Raw genomic sequence first — 19,764 nt, forward strand, 5'->3', positions numbered from 1 at the left:
AAATAGGAACACAAGGAATATCAACACACATATAACAAGGAATATCTCTTGGTACAAAATATGGAGTTCCCAAAGGTAAATTATCCCCTGGTTTTGCCAATTTTAGTGTATCAAAAGGGCATGCCTCAACACAAAGTCCACATTTTATACAAGTAGCCAAAAAGTCATCCTCTTTTAGAGCTGCTGGTGGTCTAAGAATTAGATTACTAGCTTTTACCTCACTTAAATATGCACTCCATGTTAAACTACCAAGAACAACTAGACCAATAGTTCTAGCACTTTTTAGAATAAATTTTCTTCTATTTTCTTGATAGTTTTCAACTATATTCATCTTTAATCCTTATGCTTTATAAATTTTTACAGCACATTTTTTAAAGTCAGTTTGCCCTGATTGTGGACAAGTTGCATCTAAACAAACTTTGTTTATAAATACCTTCTCATCAAACCAAGGAACAAATACTAAACCTCTGCTTGGTCTATTTCTTCCTCTTGTTTCAACTCTTGCTTTTACTTTTCCTCTTCTTGATTCAACCCAACAAAGCTCCCCTTGTTTTACACCATACTTATTTGCATCTTCAGGGTGCATATAGCAAAGTGCTTCTGGAACTGCCCTATAAAGTTCTGGAACTCTCATAGTCATAGTTCCACTATGCCAGTGTTCTAGTACTCTTCCAGTACTAAGCCAAACTGGATACTCTTCATTTGGAATTTCAGGTGGATCCATATATGGTCTTGCAAATATTTTTGCTTTATTTTTTAGAGATTTTTTAGTTTGATCTTTAACTCCAAGTAAATCACCTTGAGCTAACTCTTTTGCTAATGTTCCATAGAAGGCAAAATCACTATTTGGATTTGCTTTTTTTGCATATGGATCATATTTTGTATTAAATCTCCAAGATGTCTCTTTCCCATCTACAACTGGCCATTTTAGTCCTCTAACTCTATGATAAGTGTCAAAATCAGCTAAATCGTGAGCATGTCCTCTTCCAAAATTTGCATACTCTTCAAATAGATATTTTTGTATAAAGAATCCGTATCCTTTCCATGGTTTTCCATCACTACCTATTACATTTCTACTATCACCAAATGCTTCAGTATTGTCATATCCAGCTTGAATTTCATCATTTAAATCAGCTTTGTATGATTTGGCTTTTTCATTTGCAAATAAAATCTCATACATAGTTGTATCTTCATTGTAGCCCATAGCTTTTGCAGCTTCAATAACACTTGGAAGTTTTAATTCACCTTTTGAACTTTGAACTTCTTGTTCACCCCAAAGATCTTTAACTGTAAATCTTTTTGAAAGTTCAACCCACTGCCAAGTATCACTCATAGCATCTCCAACAGGAAGTACTTGTTGTCTCCAAAGTTGTGTTCTTCTTTCAGCATTTCCATATCCACCCCATTTTTCATAAATCATAGCAGATGGTAGAATTAAATCTGATACTTTTGCACTAATTCCAGGGTATGCTTCGCTTGTAACAATGAAATTATCCATCTCTCTAGCTGCTTTTACCCAGTGAGTTGCACTTGCAGTATTTTGCCATGGATTGTTTACATTTACCCAAGCAAATTTAGTATTTCCATCTTCTAAATCTCTCATAATCTTCATAAAAGTTTGAGTTCCCTTTGGATTTATAGTTCCAAGTGGTACATTCCATGCTTTTTCAGTAATTTCTCTATGTTTTGGATTTTCATTCATCATATCAGCTGGAAGTCTATGTGTAAATGTTCCAACTTCTCTTGCTGTTCCACAAGCACTTGGTTGACCAGTTAAACTAAATGCACCACTTCCTGGTTTTGCCTGTTTATTTAGTAAAAAGTGAACATTATATGAAAGTGTATTTACCCAAGTTCCTCTTGTGTGTTGATTCATTCCCATAGTCCAAAAACTTACAACTTTTCTATCTTTTTCAATATACCAGTCAGCAAGTTGTTGAAGTTTTTTCTTAAACTCCTCAATATCCTCATCAGGATCTCCTTTAGAAATTTTTGCAACATAATCTAAAGTATAAGGTTCTAAAAACTTTTTATACTCTTCAAAACTAATCTCCCAGTGAGCAAGACCACTATCTTTATTAGTCATTTTATCACCAGCTTTATATCCATAAGGAGCAAGTGCAGGAGCCTCAGTTTCAGATACAATTTTCTCCATCTCTTTGCTTATAGTTTCCATTTCAGCTTTAGAGTATTTTCCTTCTTTGATTGATTTTTCATCAGATTTTCTCATTCCATAACCAATATTAACAGGACTTGCTGCAAAAACAATATGTTCTTTTACAAAATCCCAATCAATAGCTTCAGGTCTATTGTAAACAATCTCTCTTGCTATATAGTTCCATAAAGCTAAATCTGTATTTGGAGTAAAGATAATCTCTAAATCAGCAATATCTGAAGTTCTATGTCTATAAGTTGATAGATTTATCACTTTAACTTTCTCTGGATTACTAAGTTTTCTATCTGTAACTCTTGACCATAAAATTGGGTGCATCTCTGCCATATTTGAACCCCAACAAACAACTGTGTCTGTTAGTTCAATATCATCATAACAACCACTTGGCTCATCAATACCAAATGTTTGATAAAAACCAACAACCGCACTTGCCATACAGTGTCTTGCATTTGGATCAATTCCGTTTGATCTAAATCCAGCTTTCATCATTTTAAGTGCTGCATAACCTTCCATAATTGTGTATTGTCCACTTCCAAATACACCAATTCCTTCAGGACCTTTCTCTTTTAAAGCAGCTTTGATATGTTTTTCCATCTCATCAAAAGCTCTTTCCCAAGAAACAGGTGCAAAGTTACCTTTTTTATCAAATTCACCTTTTTTATTTACTCTTAGCAAAGGAGTTTTAAGTCTATCTGCTCCATACATAATTTTTGCATTAAAGTACCCTTTAATACAGTTAAGCCCTCTGTTAACTGGAGCTGCTGGATCACCTTTAACAGCAACAATTTTTCCCTCTTTTGTTGCAAGCATAATTCCACACCCTGTTCCACAAAATCTACAGGCTGCTTTATCCCAACGCCAACCACTCTCAGCAACATTTGCTTGTGCTTTTAAATCTGTTGGTACACTCATACCAATAGCTGCTGCTGCACTTGCTGCTGCTGAACTTTTTAGAAAATCTCTTCGTGAAAGCGACATCTCTTCTCCTTTGAAATAAATTTATAAACAATAAGATGTTAACGAAAAAGGTGTGAAGTAGATTTGATGTTAATCAAGATTATTTAAGTATTTAAAGAGATATTTATAAAAAAGAGTTAAGTTTTAACTCTTTTTTTCACAAAATAATACTATTTTTTCAAGTTCATTTTTTAGTTCGGCTAATCTTTTTGCAGAGTGCAAAAGTTGCTCTTGAGTCTCTATAGCAATATCTTCACTTCTGTTTAGTTGAAGAGATATCTCACTTTTATTTTGTAACTCATTTATAATTGCATCAAACTCATTTGTTAACTCTTCAAGTTTAACTGAGGCATTTTTAGATTGCTCTAATGCACTGTTTGAATCAATTATTGCACTATTTATCTTTTTTAAAAAATTATTTAATACATTGCTAGCATCAACAAACTCATTTTCAGCCTCAATCTCTATTGGTTTTAAAGGATTTGCAAAATTTTGCTGCATCGCTTTTTTAGACTCTTTAATAAAGTTTAATGCATTTTTTTCCATATTTTTTAATTCTAAAAAGCTATAAAGTATTAGAAAGATAATTAAAATTGCAAAAAAATATTGAGTATTTTTTAAAAAATTAACTTTTTTTTCACTATGAATTGTATATAAAGATACTAAAGCATCTATCTCGTTTAATAATTTTATATTTTTTGAGTATATTAAATCAACAATCTTTTTTAGCTCTATATCTTCTTTATTTTTTTGCAACAAAGATTTAAATTGTTCTATATTTTTATAAAAATCATTCCATAAAAATTCAACTTTAAGTAGTTGATTCTCTATTTGAAATGTTGGAATTTTTTTTAGACTATTCTCTCCTTTTAAGCTATTTAAATTGTATATAAACTCTTTAATACTACTGTTTAGTTCATCTTTTGAAGCAGTTTTGTTTTGATTTAAGTAGAAGATATTTTTTGAAATATTTTGAGTAAGCATTCTTTGTTTACCAGCTATATTTATAATTGTTGCATCTTTGTGATTTTTATCATTTAAATATATTGTGGTAGTAACAATACTTAGCAATAAAAGTGTAAATAAGATTCCAATAATCTTTATTTTTGCGCTAATACTATTTTTTTTCATTCTCCTACCCCTTTAAAAATTGAATTTAATGCTATTTTATCTTTAATCTCTATTTTTTGATTCTCTATTTCAATAATTCCATCTCTTGATAACTTCTTTAAAACTCTAGAGAGAGTTTCAGGTTGAATGTGTAACATAAAACTCACATCTTGTCTTTTTAAGCTATTAAACATTTTTAAATCGCTAGATATCATGAATGCAACTTTTGCAGTTGCATCAAATACAAGCTCTCTATTTATTAAACATTGAAGTTTATGATTTTTTTTAAAAAGAGCTTCTACTAACTCATTTACTAATAAATTTTTATCAAAAAAATGCTCTTTTAATTTTTTGAAATTAATAAATAGCACTATTGAATCCTCAACAAAAGATGCATTAGAAAAACAGTTTATTTCAGTGTTACTTATAGAGCTTAGTTCACTCACTAAAGAGTCTTCATAGATATGATATAGAAAAATTTCATTATCAAATTTATCATATTTATAAACTTTTATCATTCCAGAAACCAAAAAAATAATATTGTTATTTAAATCAGTTTCATAAAAAAGAATAGACTCTTTTTTATATTTTGATACAAAAGAGAAAGAGGATAAAAGTTCAAGATTTTTTTCATCTAAGTTTTTAAAAAAGCTTAAATTTCCAAGGCTTTCAAAAAGTGTCATAAAAATCCCTCAAATGTTTTGTTTAAGTGATTGTATATTATGCTTGTAAAAATATTAATTAAATTATTTAAGTTTTTGAATAATTAAAATTAAAAGTATTGATAAAAGTCAAAGAGTATTATATTTTAAGAAGATAGAATATTTAATAAAAAAAATAAGGTTTTGTATGTTAATTGATAAATTTGGAAGAAAACACGATTATTTAAGAGTTTCAGTTACTGAAAGATGTAACTTTAGATGTCACTATTGTATGCCAGAAAAACCATTCTCTTGGGTTCCAAAAGAGAATTTATTATCATATGAAGATATGTTTAAGTTTATAAAAATAGGTATTGATGAGGGAATAAAAAAGGTAAGAATCACTGGAGGAGAGCCACTTTTAAGAGATGATTTAGATAAATTTATAAAAATGATTAGTGATTATAAAAAAGATATAGATTTAGCTCTTACAACAAACGGTTATCTACTTTCTCAAATGGCACAAAAATTAAAAGATGCTGGACTAAAAAGAATTAATATCTCTTTGGATAGCTTAAATAAAGATAGAGCTTCAAAAATTGCTCAAAAAGATGTTTTACAAAGAGTTTTAGAGGGAATTTTAAAAGCAAAAGAGCTTGGACTTAAAGTTAAAATAAATTGCGTTCCACTAAAAGGTATTAATGATATTGATATTTTAGATATTTTAGATTTTTGTAAAAAAGAGGGTTTTACTGTTAGATTTATTGAGTTTATGGAGAACTCATTTGCAAAAAATAGCGCAAAGGGTCTAAACTCTGATGAGATTTTAGAGATTATAAAAACAAAATATAAAAATATTGAAAAAGTAGCAAGAGATACAAGCTCTCCAGCTCAATACTATAAATTAGAAGATGGATATGAGTTTGGAATAATTGAGCCTCATAAAGATGATTTTTGTGCCTCTTGTAATCGAATAAGATTAACAGCTGAAGGCTTTTTAATACCTTGCTTATATTTTGAAGATGCTATGAGTATAAAAGATGCAGTTAGAGCAAATGATATAGAAAAAGCAAGTGAAATATTAAAAAAAGTTTTACAAAATAAACCTGAAAAAAATAGATGGTCAACAAAAAGTGATAATGAAATTTCAAGTAGAGCATTTTATGAGACAGGTGGATAAGTAAAATTAAAGCAAATTTTTTATACAATTCGCCCCTATTTTAAAAATAGATTAAATTAACATATACCTATTAGGAGGTCAAAATGGCTTTAGATCAGGAAGTAAAAGCAAGTATTATTGCAAAATACGGAAGAAAAGAGAATGATACAGGTTCTGCTGAGGTTCAAATTGCACTATTAACAGAGCAAGTGAAAATCTTAACTGAGCATTTAAAAGTGTTTAAAAAAGATCACTCTTCAAGATTAGGTCTTTTAAAAATGGTTGGAAAAAGAAAAAAACTTTTAGCATACTTAAAAAGAACAGATTATGCTAGATTTACAGCATTGGTTGAAAACTTAGGAATTAGAGCAAAATAGTTTTTTAGCTTAATTTTTAAAAAGGGAAGAGTTTTTGCTCTTCCCTTTTTTTATATCCACTCTTTTTAATAATATCTTTTGTACAATATAATCAAAAATTGAAATGGATTTAAAATGTTATTAACAAAAAAGAGTGAATATGCTTTATTATCACTAATTTATATCTCAAAACAAGAAGAGCCTATAAATGTTGATTTTTTATCAAAAGAGTTAGAGATTTCAAAATCATTTTTGGCAAAAATTATGCAAAGTTTAGCAAAAGATGGATTAGTGACTTCTCACAGAGGTGTAAATGGTGGTTTTACACTTAATAAATCAATAGATGAGCTTACAATTTTAGAGATAGTTGTATCAGCAGAAGAGAGAAATCCAGCTGTTTTTGAGTGTTCTGAATCTATAACATCTTGTCCAAATAATAAAGCAAAATTGTGTTTTATTTGGCCTTTATTAAATAATTTACAATTTAAAGTAAATGATTTTTTATCTCAACTTACTTTGAAAGATATATTATGAGACTTTTTCATATTTCACATACAGATTTAGATGGTTATGGTTGTCAATTTTTAACAAATAAACTTTTTAAAAATGCTACTTTTTATAATGCAAATTATGGTTTGGAAGTAAAACAAGCATTAAAGCAGGCAATTAGTGATATAAAAAATTATAAAGATGATAAATTACTTTTTATAATAAGTGATTTGAATTTAACACAAGATGAGAGCTTTGAGCTTGATAGTGAGATAAATAGTTTAAAAAATAGTGGTTTTGATATAACTTTACAGCTATTAGATCACCATATAACTGGTAAAAAGAGTTCAGAAAAATACTCTTGGTACTATTTAGATGATAAAAGATGTGCTACAAAAATAGTGTATGACTATTTGTTTGAAAATTTTGATAAAGCTATATCTTCTTATAAAGAGTTGGTTGATACTATAAATGCTGTTGATATTTGGCTTGAAAAACAAAGAGATAATTTTGAGTTTGGTAAAGTTTTAATGAGTTCAATTTCAAAAGCAAGAGAGATAAACTCTATACTTTTTAGCTCTTTAGATAGAGAGTACAAATTTTATCTGCTTGAAAAAGCAGTTGAATATCTAAATTTAGAAAATAGACATATAATCTTTGATAATGAAATTCATAAGATAAAAAAAGAGTTTTTAAAAGAGAGTGTTGATGATACTTTAGATAACTTAAGTGCAAACTATTTAGTAAAATCTCTTGATAATATAAAAGAGGATTTAACTGTTTTTTATAAAGAGCATAAAGGTCTTATGACTTACTGTTTGGGAGGAATATCTATTCCGGCAAATAGTTTTTTAAGAGCAAATAGGGATTATGATTTTTTTATAGATATAAATAAAAAAGGAAATGCATCTTTTAGAGCTGATGGAAAAGTTGATGTAGCAATACTTGCTTCAAAGTTAGCAAATGGTGGTGGGCATGTAAATGCAAGTGGGTGTAAATTTGATGATTTTGTTGATAGCATAAATTTACAAGATGTAAGAAGTTATATTCAAAGAAAATTAGATAGTATAGATTAATCTTAAAAAAGGAGTGAAAATGGAGTGCGAATTTCCAACTGTTAATTCAAATAAAAATGAGATAAAAGAGATTTTTGATAACACTAAAACAATTGCGATTGTAGGTCTTTCTCCAGATAGTGAAAAGGCATCTTTTAGAGTTGCTTCATATTTACAAAGCAAAGGTTTTAAGATAGTTCCTATATATCCAAAAGAGGATGAGATTTTAGGAGAAAAAGTTTATCGAAGTTTAGAAGAGATTCCATTTGATATTGATATGGTTGATATTTTTAGAAAACCAGATGCAATAGCAAAAGTTGTTGATGAAGCTATTAGATTAAAAGATTCAAAAAATATAAAATCTGTTTGGTTTCAATTAGGACTTGCAAATAATGAAGCGGCTCAAAAAGCAGTTGAAAATGGATTAAAAGTTGTACAAAATAAGTGCACAAAAATAGAGCATAAAGCTATTTATGAATAGGATTAGATTTTTCTAATCCTCAATTGTTATAAGTTTTAATTCAAATTTAGCAATAGCTCCACTCTTCCCATCACTTCTATTTTTTATAGATATTTCAGCATTTAAAGCATCAGCAGCTATTTTTGCAAGATAAAGACCTAATCCAACTCCACTTTTATCTCCAACTTTTTTAAATGGAGCAAAAACATCGATTTTTTCATCTATTCCAACTCCTTCATCTACTACACTTAAAATAATTGTATTATCTATTTTTTTGAAATATACTTCAATATTTTTTCCATTTGGAGTAAATTTGATAGCATTTTGTACAAAATTTTGAAGTATCTGCATAAAAAGAGTCTCTTGAATATTTAGCTCAAAGCTAGAGGTGTTTGTAATAAATCTCATATTTATCTCTTTTTTTAAAGCTAACATCTTATAATCTTCAACTTTTTTATTTATAAAAGATACAAGCTCAATATTTTTTGACTGTTCAAATTGAGCACCTTCAGTTCTCCCAATATCTAAAATTGAGCTAATCATAATATTCATACTATTTATTTCACTAATAGTTAATTTTATAGCATCTTCATATTCACTTTTTTCTCTTGGTTTTTTAAGCATAAGCTCATTTTTAAGTTTCATAACAGCAAGAGGAGTTTTAAGTTCATGCGCAATTCCTATGTATAACTCTTTTTTAAATTTAAGGTATGTACCTATACGATTTGTTAAAGAGTTTATAGAGTTTGCAAGTGTTGTAAACTCTGTTGGAAGATTTTTTGTATCAATTTGTGATAAAGAATTTTCATCCATATTTGATAATTTTTTATTTATTTCAACAATAGGTTTTAAAAGAGATTTAGCAACTACCAAAGAGTAAATGAGCATTAAAATAAAACCAGGAATTGCCAAAGAGAAGAAGTTTTTAAAAATAATTGAATTTAAAATATCTCTTTCAAGAGTTATATCTTTTGTGATTTGTAAAAATGCATCATCATTCATAGGAAAAATTAATTTTGCAAATGTTTTATCATCTTGGAAAAATTTTATAAATTTAATATCTTTTTGATTATTTTCTAAAAAAACTACTTCAATCTTTTGTGTTTCATTAAAGATATTTTTAAATTTATCAAAAGATATGTAAGATTTTTCAATATGTTTAGCTTGTTTTAAAAGATTTTTTTCAATATTACTATAAAAAGAGCTTTTTGCATATTCATAAAATATAAATGAGAGAATGATTAGAAAAAAAGAGGTAGCTATAATTAGTTTTGTATAAAACTGTTTATAGATACTCTTAATTTTCATAATTTAAATACTATTTTTCCTCAGAAACTTGGTTTGGATAACAAAATCTATAACCTCTTCTTCTAATTGTTTCAATAGTTGAAATATTTAATGGTTTATCCATTTTTTGTCTAATTTGATTTATTGCAACCTCAATAACATTTGGAGTTACAAGCTCAGGCTCTTCCCAAATAGCATCAAGCAGTTGCTCTTTTGAAACAATTTGATCTCTATGTCGTGCAAGGTGAGTTAAAACTTCAAAAGGTTTACCTTTTAACTCTATCTCTTCTCCAGCATATTCTATTTTTTCTTCATCAGGATTGATAATTAAATCATCAATTTCAATGATATTTGTTCCACCAAATCTTAATCTTGCTTCAATTCTAGCAAGTAAAATATCAAAATCAAATGGTTTTTTAATAAAATCATCAGCACCTGATCTTAGTGCTTCAATTTCACTCTCTTTATCATCTCTTGCAGAGATAATTACAACAGCAGTTCTTGAACTTCTGTTTTTAACAATTTTACACAGTTCAATACCATCACCATCAGGTAGCATCCAGTCTGTTAAAACTAAATCATAATTTCTAATATCAATAAAGTACTCAGCATCTTTGTAGTTTTCAGCGCTATCAACTTGGTAACCAAAATCAACTAATCCTTCTTGCAGTGTTCTATTTAATGTTATTTCATCTTCAATAATCAAAATTCTCATTTCTATCCTTAAACTTAAGTTAATTTTAATTTTGCGGAAGTATATCATAAAAAAAAGTTTTTTTAAATAGAGTTTAAACTAAAAATATAAAAATAAAGGAAAATATAGTAGAATGCACCATTTATTTGAAATTAACTATAAAAGGAATGTAATGAAAAAAATAGTGCTAACTACTGCATCTTTGTTTTTTCTTGCTACAAATTTAGTAGCAAATGATTATTATGCAACTGTAAATGGGGATAAAATAACAAAACAAGATATAAATCTTTTAATACAAGATCCAAGAGTCGATTTTAATCAACTTCCAGATGAGATGAAAAAACAGATTATTGATGGTGCAATTAATAGAAAACTTCTTGCAAAAAATGCTTTAGATAGTGGTGTTGAAAAAGATGCTGAATATATTGATGCTATGAATAGAATTAAAGAAGATGTTGCTCTTCAAGTTTGGCAAAAACAGAAAGTTGATAGTATAAAATTTACTGATAAAGAGAAAAAAGAGTTTTATAACAAAAAGAAAGAGAAATTCATTATTCCTGAAAATTTTGAAGCTAGACATATTTTAGTTGATAGTGAAAAAGATGCTAAAGATGTTGTAAAAGAGCTTGATAAAGCTGTAAATAAAGAGGCAAAATTTAAAGAGCTGGCTAAAGCTAAATCAAAAGATGGTGCAGGGCAAAATGAGGGATACTTAGGTAAGTTTTCAGCAAATGATATGGTTCCTGATTTCTCAAATGCAATTAAAGCTCTTAAAAAAGGAACTTATTCAAAAACTCCTGTAAAAACAGAGTTTGGTTATCATGTAATTTTTTTAATTGATAAAACTCCTTCAAAAGAGTTAAGTTACGATGAAGTTAAAGATAATATTGAAAGAATAATGAAGAGTGAAAAATTAAATAAAGATATTGAACAGTTAGTTTCAGATCTTAGAAAAAAAGCAAAAATAGTAATTAAATAAGGATGAGAAGAATGGGTGTATTAGATGTTGTAAATGCTGGAGTATTAACTGGAAGTGAAGCTAAAAAACTATTTGCTTATGCAAAGAAAGAGGGATTTGCTATTCCAGCTGTTAATGTTGTAGGAACAGACTCTATTAATGCTGTTTTAGAAGTTGCTTCAAAAGTTAAATCTCCAGTTATTATTCAATTTTCAAATGGAGGAGCTGGTTTTTTTGCTGGAAAAGGTTTAAAAACTAGTGATGCGGCTATTTTAGGAGCTATTAGTGGTGCAAATCATGTTCACACTATGGCAAAAGCTTATGGAATACCAGTTATTTTACATACAGACCATGCAGCAAAAAAACTTCTTCCTTGGATTGATGGCTTGCTTGATGCTGGAATTGAGCATTTTGCAAAAACAAAAAGACCACTATTTACATCTCATATGTTAGATTTAAGTGAAGAGAGTTTAGAAGAGAATATTGAAATTTGTGTTGAGTATTTTAAGAAAATGGATACACTTGATATGATGATTGAAATAGAGCTTGGAATTACAGGTGGAGAAGAGGATGGAGTTGACAATACAAATGTAGATAACTCACTTTTATATACACAACCAAGTGAAGTTGCATTTGCTTATGAGAGTTTAAGTAAAGTTGGAGAGAACTTTACAATTGCTGCAAGTTTTGGAAATGTTCATGGAGTTTATAAGCCAGGAAATGTTGTATTAAGTCCAAAAATTCTAGATAATTCACAAAAATATATTGAAGATAAGTTTAAAACAGCTTCAAAACCTGTTGATTTTGTATTCCACGGAGGAAGCGGTTCAGAGCTTCAAGATATTAGAGATGCTATTTCGTATGGTGTTATTAAAATGAATATTGATACAGATACACAGTGGGCATTTTGGGATGGAGTTAGAGCTTATGAAGCAAAATACAAAGGGTATTTGCAAGGACAAATTGGAAATCCTGAGGGTGAAGATAAACCAAATAAAAATTACTATGACCCAAGAAAATGGTTAAGAGCTGGTCAAGAGGCTATGATAGCTAGACTTGAAGTTGCATTTAGTGATCTATTAGCACTTAATAAAAACTAATTTTTTTAGGATATATTTTGAATAAAAGAAGAGTTGGGATTGTTGGTGTTGGAAATGTTGGTTCATCAATTGCCTATAAATTAGCATTTCAAGAGCTTTGTGATGAGATTTTATTAAAAGATATTAGAGAAGATTTTACCAAAGCTATTGCTTTGGATATCTCTCAAGCAATAAGTTATAAAAATATAAAAACTACAATAAAAGCTATCTCTTTGGATGAAGATTTCAAAGATTGTGACATTGTAGTGATTACTGCTGGAATTGCTAGAAAACCTGATATGAGTAGAGATGATCTTCTATTTACAAATGCTAATATTATGAACTCTATTGTTAAAAATATTGCAAAATACAATCCAAACTCTATTTTAATAGTTGTTTCAAATCCTCTTGATGCAATGGTATATCAAGCTTTAAAAACTTCAAACTTCCCAAGAGAAAAAGTTTTTGGAATGGCTGGAATTTTAGATAGCTCTAGGATGTCATACTTTATAAAAGAGAAAATAGGAAATAAAAATGTAGAAGCTATGGTTTTAGGTGGACATGGAGATGATATGGTACCACTTATAAAACATACAAAAGTTGATAATATAGCTTTAGATGAGCTTTTAGATGAAAATGAGATTGAAGATATTGTTGAAAAAACAAGAAAAGGTGGACTTCAAATAGTTGAACTTTTAAAAACAGGTTCAGCATATTTTGCACCAGCTCAATCTACATTTTTGATGCTGGAATCTATTTTAAAAGATAAAAAAACAATCTATCCTTGTGCTGTATTATTAGATGGTGAATATGGTTACTCAAATGTGGTTACTGGAGTTCCTGTTGTTTTAGGTAAAAATGGTGTTGAGAAAATTGTAGAGCTTGAACTTACAAACAAAGAAAAAGATGAATTTGCTAAATCTGTAAACTCTGTAAAAAATCTAATAGATAAGATTAAAGATAAATTTTAAATAGAATATTGTGTATTTTAGTAACAAAAATTAATTAAAATTTATACAAAAATTCCAAGATCAAATGAAAAAGATGTTGATTTAGTAGTTGAGGCTGCAAAAAAAGGTTTTGAAGAGTTTAAGCATACATCTGTAACTCAAAGAAGTGCTTTATTAAACAAAATTGCAGATATAGTAGAGGCAAATTTAGAGACTTTGGCAGTTGCTGAAACACTTGATAATGGAAAAGCTGTAAGAGAGACTTTAAATGCAGATTTACCTCTGTTTATTGACCATTTTAGGTATTTTGCATCTGTTATAAGAGCTGAATCTGGGACAATTTCTGATTTGGATGAGAACACTATATCTCAAGAGATTTATGAGCCTTATGGAGTTGTTGCTCAAATTATTCCTTGGAATTTCCCACTTCTAATGGCAGCTTGGAAACTAGCACCTGCAATTGCTGCTGGAAATTGTGTTGTTTTAAAACCAGCTAGTTCAACTCCACTTTCAATACTTCTATTTTTGGATTTAATCAAAGATGTTTTACCAAAAGGTGTTATAAATGTTGTAAATGGAGCAGGTGGGAAAATAGGTAAACATCTTGTAACTCATAGAGATATTAAAAAAGTTGCATTTACAGGAGAGACAAGTACAGGTCAAGAGATTATGAGATATGCAACTGAAAATATAATTCCATCAACTCTAGAACTTGGTGGAAAATCTCCAAATGTATTCTTTAAATCTATAATGGATGCTGATGATGAGTTCTTTGATAAGGCAATTGAAGGGCTTGTACTATTTGCATTTAATAGTGGAGAGGTTTGTACTTGTCCATCAAGAGCTTTAATTGAAGAGTCAATTTATGAATCATTTATGAAAAGAGTTATCGAGAGGGTAAAAGCTATAAAACTTGGAAATCCTCTTGATACAGAAAATACAATGGGAGCTCAAAACTCTTTTAACCAAAAAGAGAAAATTGCAAAATATCTAAAAATTGCAAAAGAGGATGGGGCTGAGTGTTTAGTTGGTGGAGATATTTATCACTCTTCTATAAATCCAGATGGATTTTATATAGAGCCAACGATTTATAAAGGTCATAATAAAATGAGAATTTTTCAAGAGGAGATTTTTGGACCTGTTTTATCTGTAACTACTTTTAAAGATGAGAAAGAGGCTATTGAAATTGCAAATGATACTATTTATGGATTGGGTGCTGGAGTTTGGTCAAGAGATGCACACCAAATTCATAGAGTATCAAGAGCTATTCAAGCTGGAAGAATTTGGGTAAATTGTTATCATGTTTATCCAGCTCATGCCTCTTTTGGTGGGTATAAGAAATCTGGAATTGGAAGAGAGACTCATATGATGATGTTAAATAACTATAGACATACAAAAAATATTTTAACTTCATTTAATACAAAAGCTTTAGGATTTTTTTAATTTCTTAAGTTAATAGAGGCTTTTTAGCCTCTATTTTAAATTAAAATATTCAAATTTTTTATCTTTTAACTCAATAGCAATTATTTCATCAAAAGTTGTTTCTAGCAAATAAGTATTCTTATTTGATTTTCTACTTTTTCTCCTCATTCGTAACCAAAGCCAAATTATTCAAACTATATTTTTGAAGCAAATCTAAAACTTTTACAACTCTTTCATAAGGTACTTTTTTATCAATTCGCACAATTACTGCATCATTTTTATTCTCAATAGCTTTTAAATTATCCTCTAAAGATTCAAAAGATACTTCAATACCTTTAATAGCAAGTTTATCAACACTAAGCTCTATGAAAATTTGCTCTTTTTTTACCGCTAGCTCTTTTGCATTGGCTTTTGGCAAATCAAGCATGAGTGCTAGTTCCTCTTTTTTAAAAACACTTGTAACCAAAAAGAAGATTAAAAGAATAAAAACAACATCAATAATAGGTGTTAAATCAAGTCCTAAAGGCTCTCTTCTTTTCATTTAAACTCTTTGATTAGCTCTTTTTTTGCTTTTATTTCGATTTTATCAACTAAAGATATGAAGTGATTATATGCAATTTGATGAGGAATTGAAACAATAATTCCAGCAATTGTAGTAATTAGTGCAATTGCAATTCCACCTGAAAAAATTGTAGGATCTCCTAAACCTTTTTGTGTAATATCTTCAAAAGATGCATAAATTCCTACAACAGTTCCAAGAAGACCTAAAAGTGGAGAAACTATTGCAATATTTTTTATAATTGTAAGTCCAGATTCTAACTTTTTAATCTCATACTCAATTTGTGCAGAAATTGAACCATTTAAATCAAGATTTTGAGCGATTTTTGAGATAATTTTATTTACTTGAGGAAGGGTTGTAAATTTCCAAATAATTATTGTAAAACCAATAATATTTAAAAAAATTAATATATAAACAATTGCTCCACCTTTATCAATATACTCCATTAAGTTCATAAATAGCCTTTTTCATTTTTCTTGTATTGTACAAAATTTTTTGTTAATTGATGATAGAATTACTTTTATGAACTATATAAACTCACCAATAGATGAAATTATTTTAAATAATCAAAAATATTTTGTAAAAAGAGATGACAAGCTTGATTGTGATTTTAGTGGAAATAAGGCTAGAAAATTTTATTACTTTTTAAATAGTGATTTAAAAGGTATAAAAAAAATTATTTCTCATGGCTCAAATCAATCAAATGCTATGTACTCATTATCTGTTTTATGCAAATTAAAAAATCTACAATTTGATTATTATGTATCGCATATTCCAGATTTTTTAAAAACAAATCCAAGTGGAAATTATAAAAAAGCTTTAGAAAATGGTATGAATTTAATTATTGGTGAAGTTCCTACAAGTTTTCAAGAAAATGAGCTTTTTATAGCAGAAGGTGGAGCCTTAAAAGAGGCAAAATATGGAATAGAGATTTTAGCAAATGAGATAAAAATTTGGGCAAAAGAGCAAAATATAGAAGATAAAAAACTGAAAATATTTTTACCAAGTGGTACTGGAACAACAGCTTTATATTTGCAACACTATTTGCCATTTGAAGTTCTTACAAATTCATGTGTAGCAGATGATGATTATTTAAAAAAACAGTTTTTTGCTTTGGAAGATAAAAATCATCCAACAATTTTAAAAAAAGATAAAAAATACCATTTTGGAAAGCTTTATAAAGAGTTTTATTTAAAACATTTAGAGCTTTTAAAACAGACAAATATTGAGTTTGATCTGCTTTATGATAGTTTAGGTTGGATTGTTTTTGAAAATTATGTGAAAAATTGTAAACAAAAAGATGAATATATTTTTTTATATATTCATCAAGGTGGTTTAATTGGAAATGAGACAATGATAGAGCGTTATAGATATAAATTTACCAATATTTAGATATAATCTTCGACTATGAAAAAGAATAATATTATACTAATTGGATTTATGGGTGTTGGAAAAGGCACAGTTGCAAGAGCCTTAGTTAAAGAGTCTTCAATGTACGCAATTGATACAGATGATTTAATAGAGAGTATGGAGAATAGAGCTATTAAAAAGATTTTTGCAAATGATGGTGAAGCTTTTTTTAGAAACTTAGAAAAAAAGACTGCTTTGTGGCTTGAAAATAGTGTTGATAACACTATTATTTCAACTGGTGGTGGATTTTATAAGCAAGAAAATCTTAAAAATATAGGAACTGTAATATATCTTAAGTCATCATTTGATGGAATTTTAAAAAGAATAAAAAAAGCTCCTAATGCAAAAAACAAGTTAAAAAAACGACCACTTCTACAAGATAAAAAAGAGGCTTTAAAGCTTTATAATACAAGGGTTGTAGAGTACCAAAGAGTTGCTGATATTGTAATTGATGTTGAAAATAGAGATTTAAAAGATATAGTAATAGATATTTTAGGACAGATAAAATGAAAATAATTAATACAAAAGATTCAAACTTTAATATTGAGTTTGAAAATATTTTACAAAGAGCAAAAAGTGATATAAAAGGTGTTTCAAAAATAGTTTCAAATATTATTGATGAGATTATTGAAGATGGCAATGAGGCTTTAAAAAAGCATATTGAAAAATTTGATAAATGGAGCGTTAAAAGTGATGATGAACTTTTAATTTCTCAAAAAGATATGAAAAAAGCTTATGATAATTTAGATGAGAGTTTAAAAAAATCACTTCACACAGCATATGAAAGAATCAAATCATATCACGAAAAACAGCTTCCAAAATCATGGATAGATTTTGAAGAGAATGGATCTATTTTAGGACAAAAAGTAACTGCTGTTGACAAAGCAGGGCTTTATATACCAGGTGGGAAAGCTGCATATCCAAGCTCTTTATTAATGAATGCAATTCCAGCGCTGGTTGCTGGGGTTAAAGAGATAGTTGTTTGTACACCAACTCCAAACAATGAGGTAAACGAACTACTTCTTGCAGCTTGTCACCTTTGTAATGTTTCAAAAGTTTATAAAGTTGGAGGAGCAAGTGCAATTGCAGCTATGGCTTATGGAACACAAACAATTCCTAAAGTAGATGTGATAACTGGACCTGGAAATATCTTTGTAGCAACTGCTAAAAAGCTTGTTTTTGGTGAAGTTAATATTGATATGATTGCAGGACCTAGTGAAATAGGGATTTTAGCAGATGGTGATGCAAAAGCAAATTATATAGCAATAGATTTACTATCTCAAGCAGAACACGATGAGATGGCTAGTTCAATTTTGATAACTACTTGTGAAGATTTAGCAAAAAATACAAGCAAAGAGGTTGATAATTTTTTAGCAAATTTAAGCAGATATGAGATTGCTAAAAAATCAATAGATGAACGAGGTGTTATAATTGTTGCTTCAAATATGGAAGAAGCAGTTGAACTTATGAATAAGATAGCACCTGAGCACTTAGAAGTTATGACAAAAAATCCATTTGAACTACTTCCTTTTATAAAACACGCTGGAGCAATTTTCTTAGGTGAAAATACTCCTGAACCAATTGGAGATTATATAGCAGGTCCAAATCACACTCTACCAACAGGTGGAACTGCTAGATTTTATAGTCCTTTAAATGTTGAGAATTTTCTTAAAAAAAGCTCAATTATTAGTTTTTCAAGAAAAGCTATAAATGATTTAGGTGAACCTTGTGCGCTTCTAGCAGATACAGAAGGTTTAACAGCTCACGCAAAAAGTGTTAGAGTGCGATTGGAAAACAAATAATGAGTAAATTTAAAGATTGGTTTACTGAAGATGAAGATGATATATTTTTTGGTAGCCCAAAATCAAAATTTTTTGATATTTTAGAGCAGACTCACAGAGATTTAGTTGAAGATGAGATAGATAAAGTTTTTGAAAAACTTGCTATTTTAGAGTTGATTGTAAGCAAAGATAAAGATGAAGATTTTGATATAAACTCATATATAAACGAGTTTAAATTAGATAATCTCTCAGAAGTTAACTCTGCTAAAAAAGGGCTTTATATGGAAGTTTCTGGAGATATTATTAGTAGATTGGATAGTTAAATGGAAGTTTTAGAAGAAGTAAAAAATCAGATAAAAGTATTTTTAGAAGTTTGCTCTTATCCAAAGGCTTTGGATTTATTAGAAAAATTAGCAACTGGAAAGATGTTAAGAAGTAAACTTATACTTAAAATTGCTGGGGTTAATAGTGAAACTATAAAGCTTTGTGCAGTTGTAGAGATGATTCATGCAGCATCACTTTTGCATGATGATGTAATAGATGAAGCAGATACAAGAAGAGGAAAACCATCTATTAATGCTTTGTATGATAATAAAACTTCAATTATGTTTGGAGATATTTTATACTCAAGAGCTTTTACAGAACTATCACAAATGGACAAAAAAGTTGCATATTATGTTTCAAATGCAGTAACTGAACTAAGTATTGGAGAGATGATGGATGTTGATTTAACGCAATCATTTAATAACTCATACGATAAATACTTAACAATGATCTATAAAAAAACAGCCTCTTTAATAGAAGCAAGTGCTAGAAGTGCAGCAATAATAGCTGGTCTTGATAGTGAAAAATATGCATTATATGGTAAAAATCTTGGACTTGCTTTTCAAATGATTGATGATATTTTAGATATAACTTCTGATAGTAAAACACTTGGAAAACCAGCAATGCTTGATTTTGTTGAAGGTAAAGTAACAATTCCTTATTTATATTTATATGAAAGAGTTGAAGATAAAGAGTATTTAAAATCTTTATATAAAAAATCTTTAAATGAAGATGAGTTAAATTGGATAAAAACTCAAATGCAAAATACAAATGCTTTAAATGATGCAATAAAAGAGGCAAAACAGACAGGGCTTCTAGCTATTTCATCTATAAAAGATGAAAAAAATAGCGAAGAGTTAATAAATATTATGAAAGCTATGATAGAAAGAGATTTTTAAT

General features: G+C 28.7%; 22 protein-coding genes. 14 read left to right on the top strand and 8 right to left on the bottom strand.

The window, feature by feature from the left end; translation table 11 throughout:
* The 4 genes from WC168_RS03815 to WC168_RS03830 all read right to left on the bottom strand — a co-directional run.
* On the bottom strand, positions 1-331 hold a 331-nt coding region (locus tag WC168_RS03815; RefSeq protein ID WP_372617635.1), incomplete at its 3' end, for a 4Fe-4S binding protein.
* Positions 332-340: 9 nt separating this feature from the next.
* The gene (gene napA / locus WC168_RS03820; RefSeq protein WP_372617637.1) at positions 341-3,151 is read right to left on the bottom strand and encodes a nitrate reductase catalytic subunit NapA; all 2,811 of its coding nucleotides are present in this window, start codon (positions 3,149-3,151) and stop codon (positions 341-343) included.
* A 123-nt stretch (positions 3,152-3,274) separates the two neighbouring features.
* Entirely contained in the window at positions 3,275-4,261 is a 987-nt protein-coding gene (locus WC168_RS03825; RefSeq protein WP_372617639.1) for a type IV pili methyl-accepting chemotaxis transducer N-terminal domain-containing protein, read from the bottom strand.
* On the bottom strand, positions 4,258-4,923 hold the full coding sequence (locus tag WC168_RS03830) for a Crp/Fnr family transcriptional regulator (RefSeq protein ID WP_066162610.1): 666 nt from the start codon (positions 4,921-4,923) through the stop codon (positions 4,258-4,260). The genes WC168_RS03825 and WC168_RS03830 overlap by 4 nt, the downstream gene beginning before the upstream one ends.
* A gap of 166 nt (positions 4,924-5,089) precedes the next feature.
* On the opposite strand from WC168_RS03830, the gene moaA reads away from it, so the two are divergent.
* The 5 genes from moaA (at position 5,090) to WC168_RS03855 (ending at position 8,421) form a co-directional block, all read left to right on the top strand.
* The gene (gene moaA / locus WC168_RS03835; RefSeq protein WP_372617641.1) at positions 5,090-6,061 is read left to right on the top strand and encodes a GTP 3',8-cyclase MoaA; all 972 of its coding nucleotides are present in this window, start codon (positions 5,090-5,092) and stop codon (positions 6,059-6,061) included.
* An 83-nt stretch (positions 6,062-6,144) separates the two neighbouring features.
* Positions 6,145-6,417, top strand: coding sequence for a 30S ribosomal protein S15 (gene rpsO / locus WC168_RS03840; protein WP_066352599.1), 273 nt, complete (start codon positions 6,145-6,147; stop codon positions 6,415-6,417).
* 114 nt (positions 6,418-6,531) lie between these two features.
* Positions 6,532-6,930 carry an Rrf2 family transcriptional regulator gene (locus WC168_RS03845; RefSeq protein WP_066162601.1) on the top strand — a complete coding sequence of 133 codons (399 nt, stop codon included), beginning with the start codon at positions 6,532-6,534 and terminating at the stop codon, positions 6,928-6,930.
* Positions 6,927-7,961 (top strand): DHH family phosphoesterase, encoded by a 1,035-nt coding sequence (locus tag WC168_RS03850; RefSeq protein WP_066352596.1) that lies wholly within the window; start codon positions 6,927-6,929, stop codon positions 7,959-7,961. Before WC168_RS03845 ends, WC168_RS03850 begins: the two co-directional genes overlap by 4 nt.
* Before the next feature lie 19 nt (positions 7,962-7,980).
* Positions 7,981-8,421: a CoA-binding protein gene (locus WC168_RS03855; protein WP_372617644.1), complete on the top strand. Its 441-nt coding sequence runs from the start codon at positions 7,981-7,983 to the stop codon at positions 8,419-8,421.
* 12 nt (positions 8,422-8,433) lie between these two features.
* On the opposite strand, the gene WC168_RS03860 is transcribed toward WC168_RS03855, so the two are convergent.
* Positions 8,434-9,708, bottom strand: coding sequence for a HAMP domain-containing sensor histidine kinase (locus tag WC168_RS03860; RefSeq protein ID WP_066162593.1), 1,275 nt, complete (start codon positions 9,706-9,708; stop codon positions 8,434-8,436).
* A gap of 10 nt (positions 9,709-9,718) precedes the next feature.
* A complete protein-coding gene (gene hsrA / locus WC168_RS03865) occupies positions 9,719-10,402 on the bottom strand; it encodes a homeostatic response regulator transcription factor HsrA (protein ID WP_066162590.1) in 684 nt (227 codons plus the stop codon).
* Between the two features lie 151 nt (positions 10,403-10,553).
* Here hsrA and WC168_RS03870 point away from each other — a divergent pair, with 151 nt between their 5' ends.
* From WC168_RS03870 to WC168_RS03885, 4 genes are read left to right on the top strand one after another with little or no spacing between them, the layout of a single operon-like run.
* Complete coding sequence (locus WC168_RS03870; RefSeq protein WP_372617647.1) at positions 10,554-11,360, top strand: peptidyl-prolyl cis-trans isomerase; 807 nt, start codon at positions 10,554-10,556, stop codon at positions 11,358-11,360.
* A gap of 11 nt (positions 11,361-11,371) precedes the next feature.
* Entirely contained in the window at positions 11,372-12,439 is a 1,068-nt protein-coding gene (gene fbaA / locus WC168_RS03875) for a class II fructose-bisphosphate aldolase (RefSeq protein ID WP_066352593.1), read from the top strand.
* 17 nt (positions 12,440-12,456) lie between these two features.
* On the top strand, positions 12,457-13,389 hold the full coding sequence (locus WC168_RS03880) for a malate dehydrogenase (protein WP_372617649.1): 933 nt from the start codon (positions 12,457-12,459) through the stop codon (positions 13,387-13,389).
* 51 nt (positions 13,390-13,440) lie between these two features.
* Entirely contained in the window at positions 13,441-14,811 is a 1,371-nt protein-coding gene (locus WC168_RS03885) for an aldehyde dehydrogenase family protein (RefSeq protein WP_372617677.1), read from the top strand.
* A gap of 130 nt (positions 14,812-14,941) precedes the next feature.
* Here WC168_RS03885 and WC168_RS03890 read toward each other — a convergent pair whose 3' ends face one another.
* Positions 14,942-15,331 (bottom strand): biopolymer transporter ExbD, encoded by a 390-nt coding sequence (locus tag WC168_RS03890; protein ID WP_066162577.1) that lies wholly within the window; start codon positions 15,329-15,331, stop codon positions 14,942-14,944.
* Complete coding sequence (locus WC168_RS03895) at positions 15,328-15,804, bottom strand: MotA/TolQ/ExbB proton channel family protein (RefSeq protein ID WP_372617651.1); 477 nt, start codon at positions 15,802-15,804, stop codon at positions 15,328-15,330. Before WC168_RS03895 ends, WC168_RS03890 begins: the two co-directional genes overlap by 4 nt.
* Before the next feature lie 40 nt (positions 15,805-15,844).
* Here WC168_RS03895 and WC168_RS03900 point away from each other — a divergent pair, with 40 nt between their 5' ends.
* Genes WC168_RS03900 through WC168_RS03920 form a run of 5 tightly spaced genes read left to right on the top strand, consistent with a single transcriptional unit; the run spans position 15,845 to position 19,763 of the window.
* The gene (locus WC168_RS03900) at positions 15,845-16,741 is read left to right on the top strand and encodes a 1-aminocyclopropane-1-carboxylate deaminase (protein WP_372617653.1); all 897 of its coding nucleotides are present in this window, start codon (positions 15,845-15,847) and stop codon (positions 16,739-16,741) included.
* A gap of 15 nt (positions 16,742-16,756) precedes the next feature.
* Complete coding sequence (locus WC168_RS03905; RefSeq protein ID WP_082946413.1) at positions 16,757-17,269, top strand: shikimate kinase; 513 nt, start codon at positions 16,757-16,759, stop codon at positions 17,267-17,269.
* Positions 17,266-18,561: a histidinol dehydrogenase gene (hisD, locus tag WC168_RS03910; protein ID WP_372617655.1), complete on the top strand. Its 1,296-nt coding sequence runs from the start codon at positions 17,266-17,268 to the stop codon at positions 18,559-18,561. Before WC168_RS03905 ends, hisD begins: the two co-directional genes overlap by 4 nt.
* On the top strand, positions 18,561-18,863 hold the full coding sequence (locus tag WC168_RS03915; RefSeq protein WP_066355188.1) for a DUF2018 family protein: 303 nt from the start codon (positions 18,561-18,563) through the stop codon (positions 18,861-18,863). The genes hisD and WC168_RS03915 overlap by 1 nt, the downstream gene beginning before the upstream one ends.
* The gene (locus WC168_RS03920) at positions 18,864-19,763 is read left to right on the top strand and encodes a polyprenyl synthetase family protein (RefSeq protein WP_066355186.1); all 900 of its coding nucleotides are present in this window, start codon (positions 18,864-18,866) and stop codon (positions 19,761-19,763) included. It abuts the gene before it with no gap.
* Position 19,764 lies beyond the last annotated feature (1 nt).

Origin of the sequence: Aliarcobacter sp., from assembly GCF_041672065.1 — a bacterium.
In the GTDB taxonomy this organism is placed as follows: Bacteria; Campylobacterota; Campylobacteria; order Campylobacterales; family Arcobacteraceae; genus Aliarcobacter; species Aliarcobacter skirrowii.

Excerpts from the sequence above, each read along its gene's own strand:
- WC168_RS03895 (WP_372617651.1), bottom strand. The coding sequence starts at position 15,804 with ATGAACTTAATGGAGTATATTGATAAAGGTGGAGCAATTGTTTATATA.
- moaA (WP_372617641.1), top strand. The coding sequence starts at position 5,090 with ATGTTAATTGATAAATTTGGAAGAAAACACGATTATTTAAGAGTTTCA.
- hisD (WP_372617655.1), top strand. The coding sequence starts at position 17,266 with ATGAAAATAATTAATACAAAAGATTCAAACTTTAATATTGAGTTTGAA.
- WC168_RS03890 (WP_066162577.1), bottom strand. The coding sequence starts at position 15,331 with ATGAAAAGAAGAGAGCCTTTAGGACTTGATTTAACACCTATTATTGAT.
- WC168_RS03850 (WP_066352596.1), top strand. The coding sequence starts at position 6,927 with ATGAGACTTTTTCATATTTCACATACAGATTTAGATGGTTATGGTTGT.
- WC168_RS03905 (WP_082946413.1), top strand. The coding sequence starts at position 16,757 with ATGAAAAAGAATAATATTATACTAATTGGATTTATGGGTGTTGGAAAA.
- WC168_RS03860 (WP_066162593.1), bottom strand. The coding sequence starts at position 9,708 with ATGAAAATTAAGAGTATCTATAAACAGTTTTATACAAAACTAATTATA.
- hsrA (WP_066162590.1), bottom strand. The coding sequence starts at position 10,402 with ATGAGAATTTTGATTATTGAAGATGAAATAACATTAAATAGAACACTG.
- WC168_RS03920 (WP_066355186.1), top strand. The coding sequence starts at position 18,864 with ATGGAAGTTTTAGAAGAAGTAAAAAATCAGATAAAAGTATTTTTAGAA.
- rpsO (WP_066352599.1), top strand. The coding sequence starts at position 6,145 with ATGGCTTTAGATCAGGAAGTAAAAGCAAGTATTATTGCAAAATACGGA.
- WC168_RS03845 (WP_066162601.1), top strand. The coding sequence starts at position 6,532 with ATGTTATTAACAAAAAAGAGTGAATATGCTTTATTATCACTAATTTAT.
- WC168_RS03825 (WP_372617639.1), bottom strand. The coding sequence starts at position 4,261 with ATGAAAAAAAATAGTATTAGCGCAAAAATAAAGATTATTGGAATCTTA.
- WC168_RS03855 (WP_372617644.1), top strand. The coding sequence starts at position 7,981 with ATGGAGTGCGAATTTCCAACTGTTAATTCAAATAAAAATGAGATAAAA.
- fbaA (WP_066352593.1), top strand. The coding sequence starts at position 11,372 with ATGGGTGTATTAGATGTTGTAAATGCTGGAGTATTAACTGGAAGTGAA.
- WC168_RS03830 (WP_066162610.1), bottom strand. The coding sequence starts at position 4,923 with ATGACACTTTTTGAAAGCCTTGGAAATTTAAGCTTTTTTAAAAACTTA.
- napA (WP_372617637.1), bottom strand. The coding sequence starts at position 3,151 with ATGTCGCTTTCACGAAGAGATTTTCTAAAAAGTTCAGCAGCAGCAAGT.
- WC168_RS03870 (WP_372617647.1), top strand. The coding sequence starts at position 10,554 with ATGAAAAAAATAGTGCTAACTACTGCATCTTTGTTTTTTCTTGCTACA.
- WC168_RS03915 (WP_066355188.1), top strand. The coding sequence starts at position 18,561 with ATGAGTAAATTTAAAGATTGGTTTACTGAAGATGAAGATGATATATTT.